Origin of the sequence: Sphingobacterium sp. HJSM2_6 (assembly GCF_049316305.1) — a bacterium.
Taxonomy (GTDB): Bacteria; Bacteroidota; Bacteroidia; order Sphingobacteriales; family Sphingobacteriaceae; genus Sphingobacterium.
This window is the reverse complement of sequence record NZ_JBMOXB010000016.1, coordinates 53711-72211: the sequence shown is the minus strand read 5'-3', so window position 1 is coordinate 72211 and position 18501 is coordinate 53711. Positions and strand designations below refer to the sequence as shown.

General features: G+C 37.4%; 13 protein-coding genes. 8 read left to right on the top strand and 5 right to left on the bottom strand.

The features are described 5' to 3' along the window. Positions 1-3 precede the first annotated feature (3 nt). From ACFRAE_RS14210 to ACFRAE_RS14195, 4 genes are read left to right on the top strand one after another with little or no spacing between them, the layout of a single operon-like run. Complete coding sequence (locus tag ACFRAE_RS14210; protein WP_422797829.1) at positions 4-1497, top strand: RagB/SusD family nutrient uptake outer membrane protein; 1494 nt, start codon at positions 4-6, stop codon at positions 1495-1497. Positions 1498-1503: 6 nt separating this feature from the next. After that, positions 1504-2271 carry a DUF4843 domain-containing protein gene (locus ACFRAE_RS14205; RefSeq protein ID WP_422797828.1) on the top strand — a complete coding sequence of 256 codons (768 nt, stop codon included), beginning with the start codon at positions 1504-1506 and terminating at the stop codon, positions 2269-2271. 15 nt (positions 2272-2286) lie between these two features. Further along, positions 2287-3756 carry a PKD-like family lipoprotein gene (locus tag ACFRAE_RS14200; protein ID WP_422797827.1) on the top strand — a complete coding sequence of 490 codons (1470 nt, stop codon included), beginning with the start codon at positions 2287-2289 and terminating at the stop codon, positions 3754-3756. Between the two features lie 34 nt (positions 3757-3790). Continuing rightward, the gene (locus tag ACFRAE_RS14195; RefSeq protein ID WP_422797826.1) at positions 3791-4912 is read left to right on the top strand and encodes a redoxin domain-containing protein; all 1122 of its coding nucleotides are present in this window, start codon (positions 3791-3793) and stop codon (positions 4910-4912) included. Positions 4913-5048: 136 nt separating this feature from the next. On the opposite strand, the gene lipB is transcribed toward ACFRAE_RS14195, so the two are convergent. The 5 genes from lipB to ACFRAE_RS14170 all read right to left on the bottom strand — a co-directional run bounded on the left by lipB (position 5049) and on the right by ACFRAE_RS14170 (position 10423). Next, entirely contained in the window at positions 5049-5747 is a 699-nt protein-coding gene (gene lipB / locus ACFRAE_RS14190; protein ID WP_422797825.1) for a lipoyl(octanoyl) transferase LipB, read from the bottom strand. 8 nt (positions 5748-5755) lie between these two features. Continuing rightward, a complete protein-coding gene (gene hflX / locus ACFRAE_RS14185) occupies positions 5756-6946 on the bottom strand; it encodes a GTPase HflX (protein WP_422797824.1) in 1191 nt (396 codons plus the stop codon). A gap of 93 nt (positions 6947-7039) precedes the next feature. Next, on the bottom strand, positions 7040-9145 hold the full coding sequence (gene recG / locus ACFRAE_RS14180; RefSeq protein WP_422797823.1) for an ATP-dependent DNA helicase RecG: 2106 nt from the start codon (positions 9143-9145) through the stop codon (positions 7040-7042). Between the two features lie 94 nt (positions 9146-9239). Next, entirely contained in the window at positions 9240-9629 is a 390-nt protein-coding gene (locus ACFRAE_RS14175; protein WP_422797822.1) for a hypothetical protein, read from the bottom strand. 407 nt (positions 9630-10036) lie between these two features. Further along, a complete protein-coding gene (locus ACFRAE_RS14170) occupies positions 10037-10423 on the bottom strand; it encodes a RidA family protein (RefSeq protein ID WP_422797821.1) in 387 nt (128 codons plus the stop codon). Between the two features lie 174 nt (positions 10424-10597). Between ACFRAE_RS14170 and nagA the strand changes: the two genes are divergently transcribed. From nagA to ACFRAE_RS14150, 4 genes are all read left to right on the top strand, one after another. Continuing rightward, entirely contained in the window at positions 10598-11716 is a 1119-nt protein-coding gene (nagA, locus tag ACFRAE_RS14165; RefSeq protein ID WP_422797820.1) for an N-acetylglucosamine-6-phosphate deacetylase, read from the top strand. A 66-nt stretch (positions 11717-11782) separates the two neighbouring features. Further along, positions 11783-13432: a glycoside hydrolase family 10 protein gene (locus ACFRAE_RS14160; protein WP_422797819.1), complete on the top strand. Its 1650-nt coding sequence runs from the start codon at positions 11783-11785 to the stop codon at positions 13430-13432. Positions 13433-13785: 353 nt separating this feature from the next. After that, positions 13786-15018 (top strand): exo-beta-N-acetylmuramidase NamZ family protein, encoded by a 1233-nt coding sequence (locus ACFRAE_RS14155; RefSeq protein ID WP_422797818.1) that lies wholly within the window; start codon positions 13786-13788, stop codon positions 15016-15018. Positions 15019-15187: 169 nt separating this feature from the next. After that, on the top strand, positions 15188-18493 hold the full coding sequence (locus ACFRAE_RS14150; RefSeq protein ID WP_422797817.1) for a SusC/RagA family TonB-linked outer membrane protein: 3306 nt from the start codon (positions 15188-15190) through the stop codon (positions 18491-18493). The last annotated feature ends 8 nt before the right edge of the window (positions 18494-18501 follow it).

The window sequence follows — 18501 nt, the reverse complement described above, 5'->3', positions numbered from 1 at the left end:
GTGATGAAAAAGATATTATTTAGTTTAATAGCATTGGTTTTTCTTTCCAGTTGTGAGAAATTCCTAAATGTAAATCCAGAAAATAAAGCCTATGAGGAGAATCTATTTACAGATCGTAGTGGGTTTGAAACAGCCTTAGCTGGGGTATATGTAAGCATGAATTCACCCCAATTATACGGGAGGGAGATGAAATTTGGATTTTTAGAATCATTAGTTGGTACCTATACCAACCTAGGTTCATCACATCAATATTACCGGGCCTATCGCCATGAATATGGATACGATTTTCCAAAAACAAAGATTATGGATATTTGGGGAAATTTGTATAATGTTATTAATCAGGCAAATGTAATCCTTAAGAATGTAGAAACTATCCAAAACGATCCCCATTATGGATTAGTTAAAGGCGAAGCAATAGGGATTAAAGCACTTTTGCATTTGCAACTATTAAAATTGTTTGGACCTGTCATTCAAGAGGAAGGATTGGATGTAACAAGCATTCCCTATAAGGCCCAAGTTGAATATACTGGCGGACAATTTCCAACAGCTGCAGAAGTGATTTCTAACATTGAAGCTGATCTTGCCTTAGCAAGAACATTGATGGAAAATGATCCCATACGTACTAATCCCAGAACGGCCAATTTAAATGAGTTCTCCTACGAAAAATACAATAGCCTCATAGACCGAAGAGGAACGCGCATGAATTATTATGGTATTGTTTCCCTTCAAGCATTAGTTGCTCAATGGAAAGGAGATTTAACACAAGCAAAGACCTATGCAGAGGAGGTAATCGCTGAATTAGAGCGTACAGAGAGTTCCATTCATTTGGCCAGCGCTGGCGAATTGAGTCAAGCTCAAAATATCCGCTTACCTATGGAAAACATATTTGCCTTATTATCGCAGAATTTATTATCAAATGTGCAGGTTGTGCATCCAACTATCATTGATACACGATCATCGTCGACTTCACCTTTGTTATTTCCAAACTATAACTTTCATTTAAACAATTTATACAACGCAGCAGGTCATGGCTCTTTAAATGACTTTAGATTATTGAATTGGTTTGGACGTATCAGCACCACCAGTACGACTTGGAAATTGGTGAAATTTATTTTTGATCCGCTCTATGTATTTACCAATATGACCTATAAGCCCTTATATGAAAATAAGGTAATATCCCTGCATAGCCTGTATATGATTGCCGCTGAAGAATATGCGAAGAGCAATCCGAATAAGGCTATTGAATATTTGAATAAGGTTCGTAATGCAAGGAATGTCACAAACAACCTTTCTTATAGCGGTACCATGACGGAAGAATCCATCAAGAATTTAATATTCGATGAGATGCGAAAAGATAATATTGATGAAGGATACATGTTTACTGAATATAAACGCCTGTACAAAGCCATACATCGTGCATCAGCCGTTCAGCCAAGCCTGACTATCTTCAAATTACCTATTCCAGATGATGAATTATTATATAACCCTCAAAATTAATTTAAGATGAAAAGAAACAGTATAGTTGTGGTATTGATCTTATGCTTATTTGGTTGTAAAGAAAATATTTTGATAGATTATGATACCTCAGCATCCTATGTATATTTTGCCTATCCCAATTCCAATAAGAGAAGTGTAGAAAAATATACCGATAGTTTATATTATAGCTTTGCGGCAGATGAAGACTTAACACTTACGGAAAAAACCATTAAAATTCCAATGAAAATAGCGGGTTTATCCGCATCAGAAAATAGGTCCTTTAAATATGTAATTAGTGATAGTTCAGATTATGATGAGTCTTTAATTAGTATATCAGAACCGATGATCGCTGGGAACAAATACGAAGACACCTTGCTATTGAAGATCAAAAGAGCACCTATTCTTTCGGAGAAAGAGATGATGATCAAATTAGATATAGAATCCAATGAAAACTTTATTAAGGGACATCAGTACAATCAATCTATTAAATTGGTGTTTAGCGATATATTGGTGGAACCAACTTGGTGGAATACTTGGAGAAGGTATTTTGGACCTTTTCATAAGGAAATTTTCCAAAAGTGGATGCAGATCTATTATTTAGGAGCTGATATGAGTCCACACCTGACAGAAGGTACACCAGGACCAATATATTATTGGAATAACATGCCCTCATCTGCTACAGCAACTTGGTATCCCATAACCTTTATGTATATGGGAATACTGAAGGACTACTTTGCGAATAATGTAGTTTATCCAAATGGAGATAGCAGTCAAGAACGAATATTACTACCCTAATTAAGAATCACAGAAATGAAAAATATAATCTATTCCCTTATAGGCTTTTTAACGGTACTTATGTTTGCTGCCTGTTCAAAAGATTCGGGATCATACACTTATAAAACAATAAATGAAATCAGTATTACCAATGTTTTAGAAGGTGATCACAATACCGAAAGGATATATAATTTACCATTTAAAGATACCATGACTATCAATCCTATTGTTGTCGGTAGTATTTCGGGAACGAACCATAGTAAGCTAACTTTTGAGTGGAAGGTAAATCATGAAGTCATTTCAAATACGCTAAAATTTAATTATGTAGCCGATAAAGAATACGGAAAATTACCAGGAGAATTTATTGTAACCGATGAGGAAACGGGAATAAAAAAAACATTTAACTTTTTTGTCAATGTAATCAACCCCTATAAATTAGGTTATTATTTGCTTTCCAAAAATGCAGCTAATGAAAGTATTTTGTATTGCAGGTCAACATTAAGCCAATCTAAAAAATTTGAAAAGGTACTTATTCCTAATGTTGATCTAGGTAAAAACCCATTGACATTAGGTGGCATGAGGCAATATGGAAATTCCAGTACAGATTATTATAATCGATTGGTAATTGGGGTTAAAAATGCAAGCTACCCAGTGATTATGATTGATTCAAGGGAGTTTCTACCGGTATTGTTATACAATACGGATTCGTATGTAGGGGATAAGACCAATTTTAAGTTTGAACCTACGGAGGTGGTTACCGATCCATTTAACCCGATCATTTATGTGGTTAATAATGGAAAGATTCATGTATTACAAAAAGGCGCTATTGGATTGCATATTTTAAGAAATGATCCAAAAGATTATTTCGCAGGGTTAAACAGTATTGTTCCGCCATATAGCAATGGGCAGTACTTTTTAAGTTTTTATGATCAAAAAAACAAAAGTATGCGGGTTGTGGACCATGCCTTATCGGGTATAGCCTACAACTACACCATCAGTTATGATCAAATTACTAAGCCCTCAATATTCGAGAACCAAAGCTATCTTACCGGTCGTCAAGCTAGTATTGGTTCTGAAATAAAAATGGTTTATTTAATGCGAGAAGGCAATAATTTGATTTCTTACATGGTAAACTATAATAGCAATTATATCCCCAGTAGTATGGATAAGATTGCGGAGGCTCCAATCCCAGGAGACGGTAATATTCGATTTTCCACTTATGACTTTAGAAATAACTTCTGGTATGTCGCGACAAGTAAAGCCATCTATAGAGCATCTCATTTAGGCTTGGAATTTCAAAATTATGTAACGCTACCCAATGGAGAAAATGGCGTTATTAAAACCTTCAAATTGGAGAATGAGAAATTGATCGTCGCTACGTATGATGAGCAGTTTGTTGGAGAAAAGAAAAGTTCCGTGTATGTGTATGATATAAATACGAAGGATTTAGAAATTCAAGACAAGCATGTTGCAGAAGAAGTCGTAGATGTTTTTGCAGGTATATAAATATAAATAATTGGATAAATAACCATTTAAAATAATGAAAATAATATCGCTACTGTTGTTCGTATGCCTATCCACTGTAGGCTTTGCACAAGAATTAAAACCTTTTCAAATAAAAGCTATCAATGTTCCTGATGGAAAAAAAGTCTTTTTGATGTATTATTCTTTTGAGGATGATGAGAAGTTGCTGGATTCAGCAACGGTAAAGGATGGCAAGTTTTCCATTTCAGGAGAATTAAAAGGGGTTTCCTATGCAGGAATATTATTCCGAGAAAACATCAATAACCAGAATGAGCGGAGTACGAAAGACACCTGGTTTTATTTAAATCCCGGAGAAAATCTGATGGATTTTTCTAAAGATGAGAAAATTACAGGAGGTTCAGCAGATGTGCTTAAGTATTTAGCATTTAAAAAGGAGGTTGAAGATAAACGGAGTTTTTATAAATCTGCTGAATATCTAGAAAAAAGAAAAGACATTGATGCATTAATGGCTCAGGTTAATGAAAAGGAGAAGGAGTTAACTAAAGTGTATGGTAATCCTAAGGATGTATTTCAAAAAGCTAAGTTGGACTTTGTAAAAAATAATCCTGCCAATCCATTAAGCTTACTGTTTGTTGAAGATTTATCCGGACCAAAACCAAATGCAGAAGAGATCTTTCCCATTTTTAATAGTTTATCAAGCGAATTGAGGTCTTCGAAAAAAGGCAAACGCTTTGAGACTATGCTTAAAGGATTAGCTTTCGTAGTCGGAGCGCAGTCCGTAGACTTTGGACAAAATTCTCCTGATGGAAAACTCGTTAAATTATCTGATTTGAAAGGTAAATATGTGTTGGTGGATTTTTGGGCTTCTTGGTGCGTGCCTTGTAGGCAGGAAAACCCAAATATTGTCAAAGCGTACAGGCAATACAAGGATAAGAACTTTGAAATTCTTGCAGTTTCATTAGACAACGATAAAGCAAGTTGGGAGAAAGCCATCAAAGATGATCAGTTAGGCTGGTTGCATATTTCAGATTTAAAAGGATGGAAAAATGAAGTTGCCGGTATATATGCCATACGATCTGTGCCGAGTAATTTTTTAGTAGACCCTCAAGGTAAAATTATTGCCAAAAACCTGCGAGGAGAAGAATTAGAGAAAGCATTAGCTCAGCTTATTAAATAGTTTTCAATATATCAATTAAAAGACCTTCTAATGTTTTTAGAAGGTCTTTTCTGTAGGATGCGGTGGACAGTTAATTTTAGATTTATGGAACTAAGCATCCTTTATTCTATCAGGCTTTGGAGGACAGCGCTATTGCTTATAACCACTGCATTTCAAACAACTTGCCGATATTTCTTTTCAATTTTTCTTTAACTTCTTCCATATCCAGGGGGTATCCTAGCTCTCTTTCCATGGAAGTCACATCTTTATCATCGATTCCGCAAGGAATTATATTAGCAAAATAATCTAAATCCACATTCACATTGAATGCAAAACCATGCATGCTTACCCATCTAGAAGCACGAACTCCGAGTGCACAAATCTTTCTTGCGCGATCATTATCTGCATCTAACCAAACTCCAGTATATCCAGGATAACGGCCAGCCGTTATTTGATATTCGGCTAAAGTTAAAATAATAGCTTCTTCCAATGTTCTTAGGTAAAGATGAATATCCGTAAAGAAATTATCCAAATCTAAGATGGGATATCCCACAATCTGACCGGGTCCATGGTAAGTGATGTCTCCACCCCGGTTAATTTTATAAAAACGAGCCTCTTTTTCTTTTAGGCCTGCTTCATCCAATAGTAAATAGTCTTCATGGCCACTTTTACCTAAGGTATAGACGTGCGGATGTTCCGTGAATATCAGGTAATTTGGTGTAGCTTCTTCGCTGTTGTTAAGTCTATTCTGATGTTTTATCGCCAAGGTTTTTGCAAAGATTTCCTCTTGACTATCCCAAGCTTCCTGATAATCTTTGGTTCCCCAGTCGATAAATTTTACGGCTTTATTTTTCATGAAGTGTATTAGTACAACAAATTGTTATAAGGGTATCGCTCATTGTGCATTTTGACAATCACCTCGTACAATTTGCTTTTAAATTCCTCAATATTCACTTTGTCAGTTGCTGAAATAAAAATTGCAGGATCTGCATTTTTCGCCATCCATGAATTTCTAAAATCATCCAATGTTACTTTTATCTCTTCGCCTTCTTCATCCACTTCTACCGGTGGTTTGTAAGCATCAATTTTATTAAACACGGTGATAATGGGTTTGTCTACGGCACCAATATCCTTTAACGTTTCATTTACCGCACGGATATGATCTTCAAAATAAGGATGTGAAATGTCCACTACATGGATCAATACATCTGCTTCCCGCACCTCATCCAAGGTAGATTTAAAACACTCCACCAAATGATGTGGGAGCTTGCGTATAAATCCTACGGTATCGGATAATAAGAAAGGTAAATTATCGATTACGACTTTACGAACAGTAGTATCCAGTGTAGCAAACAATTTGTTCTCAATTAATACTTCCGATTTTGAAATCATGTTCATGATCGTTGATTTGCCCACATTCGTATATCCTACGAGGGCCACACGAATCATTTCCCCACGATTCTTTCGTTGTGTTTCATTCTGTTTGTCGATATGTTTAAGGCGTTCTTTGAACAAAGATATTTTATTCAAGATCATCCTTCTATCACTCTCTATCTGACTTTCCCCAGGTCCACGCATACCTATACCCCCGCGTTGGCGTTCCAAGTGGGTCCACATACGCGTAAGTCGTGGTAGTAAATATTGCAATTGTGCCAATTCTACCTGTGTTTTAGCCTGTGCAGTTTGCGCATGCTTCGCAAAGATATCTAGGATTAAATTGGAGCGATCTAGGATTTTAATTTTCAAATACTTCTCAATATTACGCAGCTGAGAAGGCGATAGCTCATCATCAAACACCAAGATGTCTATTTCTTCCGCTTCTACAAATTCTTTGATTTCGTCCAATTTTCCACTACCCACAAATGTCGCGCGGTCAGGATAAGCTAGTTTTTGGGTAAAAACACCCTTCGTAATACCACCAGCAGTACTAACTAAAAATTCAAGTTCTTCTAAATACTCTTTAGCAGTTTGTTCCGAAACATCTGGAGTTATTACACTTACCAATACCGCTGTTTCTGGTTTTATTGCTGTGTCATATATTTTAATTCTAGCCATGTAGTATGTTTAAAAATGTAATGTTCCTTATTCCCAATAAAGTAAAATAAAGAAATACCCTTGTTATAAAACAAGAATACAAAGGTAAGGTTTTTAGGATATTTTGTCCCAAGAAATAGCTGGGGTGCTGCGATGTAGAAAATTTCGAAGGATATTATTTCTTTCCATTGACAATTCGGCATCTTCCTTAAAGATTGCAATCACTGATTCCCTTGTTTCAATTAATATAGATTGATCCTTAGCGAGGTCGGCAATCTTCATGTCTAAGACTCCAGATTGTTGCGTTCCGGAAAGATCTCCTGGGCCTCGCAATTCTAGGTCAACCTCAGCAATCTCAAAACCATCATTCGTACGTACCATCGTTTCCAGTCGAGTTCGCCCTTCCTTACTTAATTTTTGACCAGACATCAGGATACAAAACGATTGCTCCGCGCCTCGACCTACACGGCCCCGCAATTGGTGTAATTGGGATAAACCAAAACGTTCCGCATTTTCAATCACCATAACCGATGCATTCGGTACATTTACCCCTACTTCAATGACGGTAGTTGCGACCATTATTTGGGTTTCCCCTTTTACAAAGCGTTGCATCTCAAAATCTTTATCCTTCACCGGCATTTTCCCATGGACGATACTGATTTTATAGTTCGGAAGCGGGAATTCTCGCAATAGTCCTTCTAATCCGGCTTCCAAATACAATAGATCCATTTTTTCACTCTCCTTGATTAATGGATATACGATATAAACTTGACGACCTTTGGCTATTTCTTCCCGCATAAACCCAAAAACCCTTAATCGTTGATTTTCGAAGAAATGGATTGTTTTGATCGGTTTCCGACCTGCTGGTAATTCATCAATGACCGATATATCTAAGTCGCCATACATCGTCATGGCCAAGGTTCTTGGTATGGGAGTTGCCGTCATGACCAACATATGCGGCGGAATAGTATTCTTGCGCCACAATTTGGCACGTTGTTCTACGCCGAAGCGATGTTGTTCATCAATGACTACGAATCCTATGTTTTTGAATATTACTTTATCCTCTATTAAGGCATGTGTACCAATTAATATATCCAACCGTCCATCTTCCAATTCTTGGTGGATAACTTTTCGGGCTTTGGCTCCTGTAGAGCCTGTTAGTAGCTTGATATTGCAAAAATCTTCTCCCAGTAAGCTGGTTATGCCCAGGTAATGTTGTCGAGCCAAGATTTCTGTTGGTGCCATCATACAAGCTTGAAAACCATTATCAATCGCAAGTAACATGCTCATTAACGCGACCACTGTTTTTCCAGAACCCACATCGCCCTGTACCAATCGATTCATTTGTGCCCCCGTTTGGCAGTCGATTCGAATTTCTTTAACCACTCTTTTCTGCGCATTTGTTAATGGAAAAGGCAATTTTTGGGAATAAAAATGGTTGAATTTTTCGCCTACTTGTTTGAAAATATGTCCTTTATATTTTTTCGTGTTCAATTGTTTATTATTCAATAACCTTAACTGGATAAAAAACAATTCTTCGAATTTTAGCCTACGAATGGCATCTTTTAATTGCTGCTCATTTTTAGGAAAGTGAATGGTTAGTAAGGCATTTGGATAGCTGATTAATTGATGCTTTTGCATCAGGTAATCAGGCAATGTTTCTGGAATAGTTCTAAAGACTGTTTCAAAAGCAGTTTGCACGAGTTTTTGAATGCCTTTACTGTCCAAATTAAATTTCTTCAACTTCTCCGTAGATGAATATACGGGTTGCATGCTGAGGTTTCCCGTTTTCTTTTCTTGACTTTGGTAAAGTTCCATTTCCGGATGCGTAATGGAAATGCTGCCATTAAATTCCGTAGGCTTCCCATAGATGATATACACAGCACCTACTTGCAGACTTTTTTTGAGCCAGGTAAGACTTTGAAACCAAACCAATTCCACGACTCCAGTTTCATCTTTAAATTGTCCAATGATTCGCCTAGCACGCTTTTCGCCAACTTCTTGCAGGCTAATTAATCGTCCCATCACCTGGGCCGAAAGCATGTCGCTATGTAATTGTCGAATTTTATGGAATTGGGTCCGGTCGATGTATCTAAATGGGTAATGCGTAAGTAAATCGCCAATAGTGAATATGAGCAATTCCTTTTTCAGCACATCAGCTTTTTGAGGGCCAACGCCTTTTAGATATTCTATGGGAGTAATTTGTGAAAGTTCTGCCATCTGATAAACCCCACTAAATTAGCAAATTTTGCGGAAAATTATCCTTATAGCAAGAACTCAGCGGAATTGCCGGTGAATTGGAGAGCTATACTTCTTAATAGTTATTATATACGAGTAAGGCTTTTCCATCTTTACAAATTACGCGATGTGGAGGTAAGATCGATTCACAAGTGGAGACAATATTGTAGTTGATATTAAATTCTTTCTCCATATCGTTATAATCCAAAATTTGTTGTTTAAATTTTTCTTGATCTATATTATCTGGATAGGCTAAAAACTCTTGAAATCCCCCACAGGCTCTATTTCCTAAACCAATGATTGTCCATTCCATTGTTGCCTCACAGGAGAAGGATGAATAGATTTTTTTAATCGCTTCATATTCTTGAATTAATTGCTTTTGATCATGGTCTTTCATCGTAGACTGATTTGATTTTGAACAAGCAAAAATTAAAAACAAGGCAATTGCTAAAGTCAAAAGTTTCATAATTAGGGGTTTATATCGTTTTGTAATACGGAGTAAACGGTGGTTAGGGACGAGATGCTACAGCATCATCACATTTTATAGGTATTATTTATTGGGTTCAGGCTTAGCGGTCTATAATTGCTAAGGGGTTTGGAAGTTTGTTTTCTTTCAAAGGGATTCAGCGGGGGAAATATGGAATAGAATCGGTTATTAGTCGGATTTCCTTTGCTTTTTTACGAGTCAGTTCCGACTAATGTGTGTAGGAGATCCGAAGAAGATCCGATGGAGATGCAAATTTAACTAGGAAAATTGAGACAGGTTCTATGGGAAAATTGAGCCATATTAGGCAGGATAATTGACGTGATAAAATTAAGGCTCCTGGATTTTTAATCCAGGAGCCTTAGCGTATGCTTGTCTAAATTTTATAATTAGTCTTTCCAGGCAATAACAGAAATTTCAACATTAACTTCTTTAGGAAGGGTTTTTACTGCTACACATTCTCTGGCAGGTTGATTTTCTTTAAAGTATTGGGCATAGACCTCATTGACAGTGGCAAAATAATCCATACTACTTAAAAAAATGGATGTTTTTACAACATCATCAAAGCTGTAGCCGGCATTTTTAAGGATGGCTTCTACATTTTTTAATACCTGATGTGCTTCATCTGCTACGCCAGTACTTATTAGTTCCATGGATTCCGGAATTAGCGGGATTTGACCTGATACATATAAGGTATTTCCTGCCTTTATCGCTTGGTTGTAAGGTCCTATTGCTGCGGGAGCTTTCTCTGTATTTAAAATTTCTTTGTTGGCCATATTCTTTATTCGTTAATTTTTTATCCTTCTATAGCTAATTAAAAAGATGATATGAGGGGTAAGCGTCTAAAAATAGAGCAGTAAATTATCATATTACTTTTTAGATTGCAATGGACTAATATACGATTAGGTGATTGAATTTTCAATTTAAAATCGCAATAAGTAACTTGCAACATGGAAGGAAAATATGCAATATATAATGGGACAATCTACAGTGGATATGACTGCTTCACGGATCATGCGCTCCTAATCGAAGGAGATCGTATTGTTGAAATCGTGGATCGTCAAGGTATTCCTGATGGGTTTGAACGGATAGACGCACAAGGGGCAAATATTTGTCCAGGCTTAATTGATTTACAAATCTATGGAACAGGAGAGGATCTCTATTCTGCTGAATTAAGTCCTGAGTCACTGTTAAGGATTGATGAACAATTGATCGCTCAAGGATGTACATCTTATTTGTTGACTTTAGCTACTAATAGTATTGATGTTTTCAAAAAAGCGACTCAGGTATATCGAGCAACGCAACCATTGGCTGGTTTAGGTCTACATTTGGAAGGTCCATTTTTAAATGCAAAGAAAAAAGGGGCACATCCTGAAGAATATATTATCACTGCGGATATGGATCTGTTGAAGGATTTGTTGGAAGGCCAAAACGACATAGTTCGTATGATGACGGTGGCTCCCGAACTATTGACTGAACCTTGTTTAGCCTACTTACAGCATTCGGGTATTTTAATATCTGCAGGTCACAGTGCCGCAACAATGGAACAAGCTACACAGGCTTTTGACTCGGGCATACCTACAGTAACGCACTTATGGAATGCGATGTCTCCATTACATCACCGGGATGTGGGCTTGGCAGGTGCTGCTTTTAATCATAAAGAGGTTTGTGCTTCTATCATAGTAGATGGCATCCATGTAAGTTATGAGGCCGTCAAAATCAGTAAAAACCTGATGGGAGAACGGTTATTCCTGATTACAGATGCAGTGGCCAAGTGTAATAAAGGGATTTATCAACATATCTTCAAAGGAGATCATTTTGCAATGCCCGATGGAACATTATCAGGTTCATCATTGACCATGTTGCAAGCGATAAAACATTGTGTAAAACATGTGCATCTCTCCTTGGAAGAAAGTATTCGAATGGCCACTTTATATCCAGCACGATTATTAAAAAGAAATGACATTGGACAATTTGAGAAGAATTCTCTTGCGAATGTATTAATATTCAACGATGATTATGAGGTGATTAGCGTTGTTTTTCAGGGAGATGTGAAATCCTACGGATAAAGAATATGTGCAACTTGACTTAACGATAATAAAAAGTGTAGTTTTGTATGTTAGAATGATTTTAAGATGAGAAGATTATTACCGTTAGCATTCCTTGCTATTTTATTCCTAGCAATCACAGCTTGTAAGTCTAAGAAACAGGCGAATAAGAATAAAAAGCAAGAATCTATTGAAGCCGTACAAGAGTCTCAGGTCAATAAACCTGAACCGATCGTCGTTGAAGAGAATAAAAATAAGGAAGTTCCAGACAAAAAGGAGCTGCCTAAAGTTGCGGTCAAAAAATTGGAGGAAAAACCTGTTTTTAAAGCAGATCTTCCTGCTGCACCCCGGGAGTTTCGCGCAGCGTGGATCGCTACGGTAGCCAATATCAATTGGCCAAGTAAAAATAATTTAAGTACGGAACAACAAAAACAAGAAGCTATCAATTTGTTGGATTTGTTGAAAGAGAACAATTTTAATGCGGTTATTTTTCAAGTTCGCCCATCTGCAGATGCCTTATACAATTCATCTTTAGAGCCCTGGTCTTACTTTTTGACCGGGAGTATTGGGAAATCTCCTAGTCCATATTATGATCCATTGGAGTTTTGGGTGGCAGAGGCGCATAAACGGGGTTTAGAATTGCATGTTTGGTTAAATCCGTATCGTGCACATCATAGTAATGGCGGCGTAGTCACTAGTGAATCGATGGTTAAAAAAGCAGCTGATCATGTCGTTCGATTGCGAAATGGCATGTATTGGTTTGATCCTGCAAATCAAGCAACTCAGGATCATGCTTCGGCGGTAGTACGTGATATTGTAAAGCGTTATGATATTGACGGTGTTCATTTTGATGATTATTTTTATCCCTATGCCTCATATAATGGTGGCGCAGACTTTCCAGATGATGCAACCTGGACAGCTTATAAACGTACTGGTGGATCTTTAAGTCGCCCGGATTGGCGTCGTGATCATGTAAATAAATTTATAAAACGTATTTATCAAGAAATCAAAGCAGAAAAACCTTTTGTAAAGTTTGGACTTAGTCCATTCGGTATTTGGAAACCGGGTTTCCCTGCAGGAGTGGTGGGCAGTTCCCAGTACGATGAATTATATGCGGATGCTAAATTATGGTTGAATGAGGGATGGATTGATTATTTTACGCCTCAATTGTATTGGCCTATTGACCCGCCGAAGCAAAGTTTTTCAGCCTTATTAAAATGGTGGCAATCCGAAAATAAGCATCAAAGGCATCTTTGGCCAGGATTGAATACCGTCGAGGTACGTGCGCCAAATCGTACGGAAGAAATCAAAAGGCAAATTGAAGTGACTCGAGAAATTACGCCAAAAAGTGTAGGAGCAGTGCATTGGAGTATTGCTGGTTTAACAAAAAACCCAACTTTATTAAAGGAATTGCGCGAAGGTTTGTACCGTGAAAATGCCTTGGTTCCTGCTTCACCATGGCTGTCTTCGAATCCTATTTTACAACCTACCTTAATGCTAAGCAAACAGCCAAGTAGTATTTTTGCGAAGTGGTTACATAAACAATCTGAACAAGTGTTTAAATGGGTAGTTTATAGCAAATATGGTGAACATTGGAATTTGGAAATTTTGGATGCAGCTCAGACTGAAATGAGTCTACCTAAAATAAAGAATGGACAAAAATTATCAGCTGTTGCGGTAAAAGCAGTAGATCGTTTAGGAAATGAAGGTGAATATATCGGTGAAGAAGTAGAATAAACCAAACATGCTCCTAAGCAAAGAAAGCCGAATAGCGTATTAAAGCTATTCGGCTTTTTAGTGGGCTCTAATTTAGAAGTTAGTAAAGTCACAAGAAAGTTACTTTAGTGTGTTTATTGTACACTAAGTTTTGCAATCGTTTGCATCAACCATTTGTTTTTATTCATTAGAACCCTCATTTTCAATAAAAAAATAATTTTCCAATTAAGTATGTTTGCGTTTTTTAGCGGTCTTACATTGGCTTAATTAGTAATTGTTGCACAAAAATTTACAAATTGTGCGTAATTATGCGTGATTTGTTTTATTTTTATCATGAAATATTGATGAATCTGCATTTACATCATGAACTACTAATGAAAAATTATTTTATTCATACCGCACTTCTAGGCGTTTTTTTAATGAATAGTTGTGGAACAAGCCAAAAAACAACGCCATCTTCAGCAGCTACTGTAAAGACTTCCGAATATAATCAGCAAGTAATCCTACCAGCTGCAGATCGATTGACGGCGTACCTTCCTCAGTTGAAAGGGAAAAAAGTGGGATTGATGGGAAATCAAACGACCATAGTTGGCGCTGAAAAAGAACATTTAGTGGATGTACTGCTGCGGGAGAACGTGGATTTGAAATTTGGTTTTGCTCCTGAGCATGGTTTTAGAGGGGATATTGAACGCGGGGAAAAGGTGAGCAATGCCGTGGATAAGAAAACGGGATTGCCCTTGTTTACCTTATATGGTAAAAATGAAAAGCAAGATTCTATAGTAAATTCTATTGATGTGATGATTTTTGATCTGCAAGATGTGGGAGCGCGTTTTTATACGTACATCACTTCCTTGCACGAGGTCATGGAATTGTGTGCAAAACATGATAAGCAATTGATAGTTTTAGATCGCCCAAATCCATGTGGAGATCAAGTGGATGGACCAGTGCGTAAAGATGATAAATTTAAATCTGGGGTATCCTTTCATAAAATTGCTATGATTCATGGATTGACCGTTGGAGAACTAGCACACATGATCAATGGGGAAAAATGGTTAAAAGACGGTAAACAATGTAAGGTAACAGTAATTCCTGTAGAAAATTACACCCATGCTAGCAAATATGAATTACCTGTAATGCCGTCTCCTAGTCTTCCAAATCATTTGTCTGTACGTTTATATTCCTCATTATGTTTATTCGAAGGAACGGATATTTCAGTAGGTCGTGGTACAGATTGGCCATTTCAAGTGGTTGGATACACCAATCCAGTTTATGGTGATTTTACATTTACCCCAGGAGAAAAAGCTGGAATGGTAAAGCATGTAGAGGGTAAAGGAGAAGTAAACTATGGATTAGATTTAAGGGAATTAGATCCGGATAAAGAAAAGTTTACCTTGAAGTATCTCTTACATTTTTACAAAAATATGCCAGATAAATCTAAGTTTTTTGCAAGGGCAGAATTCTTTGATAAGTTGGCTGGTACCGATGAATTAAGGAAGCAAATTATAGCTGGAAAGTCAGAGGCTGAGATTCGGAAGAGCTGGGAACCGGAACTAAAAGCCTATAAAGAGCTTCGTAAAAAATATTTACTCTACCCAGATTTTGAATGAAAAACAAAGGGCTCATGATTTCTTGAGCCCTATATTGTTATTGAAACAACGTGCGCATTATAGCATTCTATAATGTTTTTTTAGACGAAATTATGCAGGTTTCTTCATGTTTTAAATGAAATAGACCTAATTATGATAACTCAAATTTTTAATATTTAATCATTTAGCAATGCGAAGACTTCTACTCTTTTCTCTCGCTCTAGGTCTAACCATGCCAAGCTATGCCTCCATTTATGGAAGAACTGGTTTTGGAGCCCTAGAAAAATCTGCTGATTGGAAATCAGCATCAGCTGTATACCAGAATCCTATTTCTGGAACAGTCACAGGGTCTACAGGTCCTATCGCTGGTGTCACAGTAAATGTGCTAGGTAGTAACCAAACTACCGTAACTGATGCCAATGGTAAATACAGTATTACAGCAGCTGTAGGTTCTACATTAAAATTTACATTTGTAGGTTTTGAATCTAAACAAGTAACCGTATCTGGTAATACATTAAATGTATTCCTAGACCCATCAAGCGACAGCTTGGACGAAGTGGTTGTCGTAGGTTATGGTACTCAAAAACGCTCGAATGTAACCGGTGCTGTGAGTTCTGTAGATGTGGAAAAAACATTTAAAACAAGACCAATAACAGATGTTGGTAAGGCACTTCAAGGTTCTGTACCAGGACTAACGATTACTTCCCCAAGTGGAGATTTAGGAACCAATCCAACCATTCGATTACGTGGGGTAACGGGATCATTAAATGCGGGATCAGCATCTCCATTAATCCTCGTAGATAACGTGGAAGTTCCGAATTTACAAATGGTGAATCCGGAAGATATTTCCAGTGTTTCAGTATTAAAAGATGCGGCATCTACTTCCGTTTATGGAACAAGAGCGGCATGGGGGGTAATTTTAATTACAACAAAAACAGGGCGTAAAGATACGCCAAATCAATTATCGTATTCGAACAATTTCTCTTGGCAAAAGCCTACGGAGATCTTAGAAATTGCAAATGCAGCGGATGGAGCTCAAGTAGCGCTAAATGCTATGCAACGTACAAATCCTAATACGAATGTATTTGGTGCAGTAGGAGTAAACTATGATCAAACTGCCATCGAGAAAATGCGTGAATGGGAAAAATTATATGGCGGACAAGATTTAGGAAATGAATTGGTGCAAGGCCGTGACTGGGAAGTCCGTGGAGGTAGATTATTTTTCTATCGCCCTTGGGATGCTGCCGCCATGTATATGAATAAATTTTCTCCTCAACAAACCCATAACGTGAATCTAAATGGAGGAAGTAGTGCTATTTCCTATAACTTAGGTTTAGGGTATATCGATCAAAAAGGGGTGTTGAAAGTTAATCCAGATAAATTTACGCGGTATAACTTGAATGCGTCGATTGATGCTAAAGTAAATAAATGGGTATCGGTACGCAGTAAGTTATTGTATTCAAATACCACTAAAACTGCACCATACTCTTTTGGTGGAGGGACATATGACCCTTGGTTTTATTTGTACAGATGGCAGAAGGTATTCCCATATGGTACGATAGGTGGTAACCCAACTCGTAATGCCATTACGGAAGTGGAGCAAGCAAAAATGAATGAATATAAAATGGGTATGACTAGGATTAACCTAGGAACGACCTTAAATATCATTGATGGTTTAACCTTTGATGCGGATTATACCTATACGAATTATGGTGCAAGAGATCATATCGTTGGTGGATCGGTAGCAGGGGTAGATTTTTGGGCTGGTGGAGGCGATATGCCATACCGCACATTCACATCTGCGGCGCATGATCGTGTAAATTATACCTCCTACTACCAAGATAGGCATGTATTCAACGGATTTTTCAATTACAATAAAGTAATTGGTGATCATGATTTGAAATTTACTGCCGGTATGAACATGGAAATGTATCAAGGTGGAGACCACTTTTCTCAAAAAATGCAATTGATGGATCCAGATAAAGGCGAATTAGCTTTAGCTACTGGAGTTCAAACTGCAGGAAGTTCATTAGGAAATTGGGCAACACTAGGTTATATAGGACGTATTAACTACGCATTTAAAAACAGATACTTGTTGCAAGTGAGTGGACGTCAAGATGGATCTTCTCGCTTTCCTTCCTCCGATCGTTGGGCATTTTTCCCAGCTATGTCTGCAGGATGGGTAGTTACTGAAGAAGGATTTATGGATCCTTTGAAACCGGTATTATCTTTTATGAAAATTAGAGGATCTTACGGTATGGTTGGAAATCAAAACGTGGGAACCAATGCGTTTATCTCCACCATGAATCCAACATCTTCTGGATGGTTGGTTGGAGACGCCTTCTTAAACACCGTTGGAACACCGACCGTAGTTTCACCTACGTTAACTTGGGAAAAAGTAACCGATGTAGATTTTGGTGCTGATTTTGGTTTATTTAGAGATCGCTTAAATGTAACTTTTGATTGGTTTAAAAGAACTACGAGTGATATGCTAAGTAGTGGATCGACTTTACCAGGTTCTTTCGGAGCAAATCCACCACGTGTAAATGCAGGTGCTATGGAAACGAAAGGTTGGGAATCGGAAGTGAAATTTAGACATTCCTTCGATAACGGATTATTTTTCAGTGTTTCAGGACAGTTGAGTGATTTCAAGGAACGTATTACCAAGTTTAATAATGCAACTCGCTTAATTACGTCTAACTATGAAGGTAGAGTGATCGGTGAAGTTTGGGGTTATGAAACGGATCGTTTCTTTTCAAAAGACGATTTTCAACAAGATGGAAATGGTGATTTGTTAAAAGATGCTGCAGGTAAATGGATCTTGAATGATGGTATTGCAGATCAGAAACAATTTGAAAGTGGTTGGTTCTTTTATGGACCTGGTGATATCAAGTATAAAGACTTAGATGGAGACGGTAAAATTTCTACTGGAGACGGTACTGTGGAGAACCCAGGTGATCGTAAGATCATAGGTTATAGCAATCCAAGATATCAATATGGATTTCGTTTAGATATGGAATTCAAAGGTTTTGATTTGGGCGTGTTTTTCCAAGGAGTAGGTCAACGTAGTCAATGGGCAAGTGGGACAGTTTTTGTTCCAGGATTCCGTCCAGGAGAAGCGTGGTACGAGCATCAATTGGATTATTGGACAGAAGATAATCCGAATGCGTATTATCCACGCCCTACTGATCAAGGACAAAGCAATGCGACTAGAAATTTTATGCCGCAGACCAAGTACTTAATGGATATGTCTTATTTGCGATTGAAAAACTTAACCATAGGATATTCCTTACCTAAGCATTTGGTAGAGCGTGCGAAGTTTAGCAGAGCACGTATCTTCTTTAGTGGCGAGAATTTGTTTGAGAAAAAGAATACGAATATTCCAATCGACCCAGAAACGGATTATACCAGTTGGGGTATCAATGATGGAAATTCCTTTGGTCGCGTTTATCCATTCCAAAGATCCTTTTCTTTTGGTGTTCAATTAGGGTTATAATATAAATT

Coding starts and splice junctions, on each gene's coding strand:
- ACFRAE_RS14195 (WP_422797826.1), top strand. CDS start 3,791: ATGAAAATAATATCGCTACTGTTGTTCGTATGCCTATCCACTGTAGGC.
- ACFRAE_RS14175 (WP_422797822.1), bottom strand. CDS start 9,629: ATGAAACTTTTGACTTTAGCAATTGCCTTGTTTTTAATTTTTGCTTGT.
- lipB (WP_422797825.1), bottom strand. CDS start 5,747: ATGAAAAATAAAGCCGTAAAATTTATCGACTGGGGAACCAAAGATTAT.
- ACFRAE_RS14160 (WP_422797819.1), top strand. CDS start 11,783: ATGAGAAGATTATTACCGTTAGCATTCCTTGCTATTTTATTCCTAGCA.
- recG (WP_422797823.1), bottom strand. CDS start 9,145: ATGGCAGAACTTTCACAAATTACTCCCATAGAATATCTAAAAGGCGTT.
- ACFRAE_RS14170 (WP_422797821.1), bottom strand. CDS start 10,423: ATGGCCAACAAAGAAATTTTAAATACAGAGAAAGCTCCCGCAGCAATA.
- ACFRAE_RS14205 (WP_422797828.1), top strand. CDS start 1,504: ATGAAAAGAAACAGTATAGTTGTGGTATTGATCTTATGCTTATTTGGT.
- ACFRAE_RS14210 (WP_422797829.1), top strand. CDS start 4: ATGAAAAAGATATTATTTAGTTTAATAGCATTGGTTTTTCTTTCCAGT.
- ACFRAE_RS14155 (WP_422797818.1), top strand. CDS start 13,786: ATGAAAAATTATTTTATTCATACCGCACTTCTAGGCGTTTTTTTAATG.
- ACFRAE_RS14150 (WP_422797817.1), top strand. CDS start 15,188: ATGCGAAGACTTCTACTCTTTTCTCTCGCTCTAGGTCTAACCATGCCA.
- hflX (WP_422797824.1), bottom strand. CDS start 6,946: ATGGCTAGAATTAAAATATATGACACAGCAATAAAACCAGAAACAGCG.
- nagA (WP_422797820.1), top strand. CDS start 10,598: ATGGAAGGAAAATATGCAATATATAATGGGACAATCTACAGTGGATAT.
- ACFRAE_RS14200 (WP_422797827.1), top strand. CDS start 2,287: ATGAAAAATATAATCTATTCCCTTATAGGCTTTTTAACGGTACTTATG.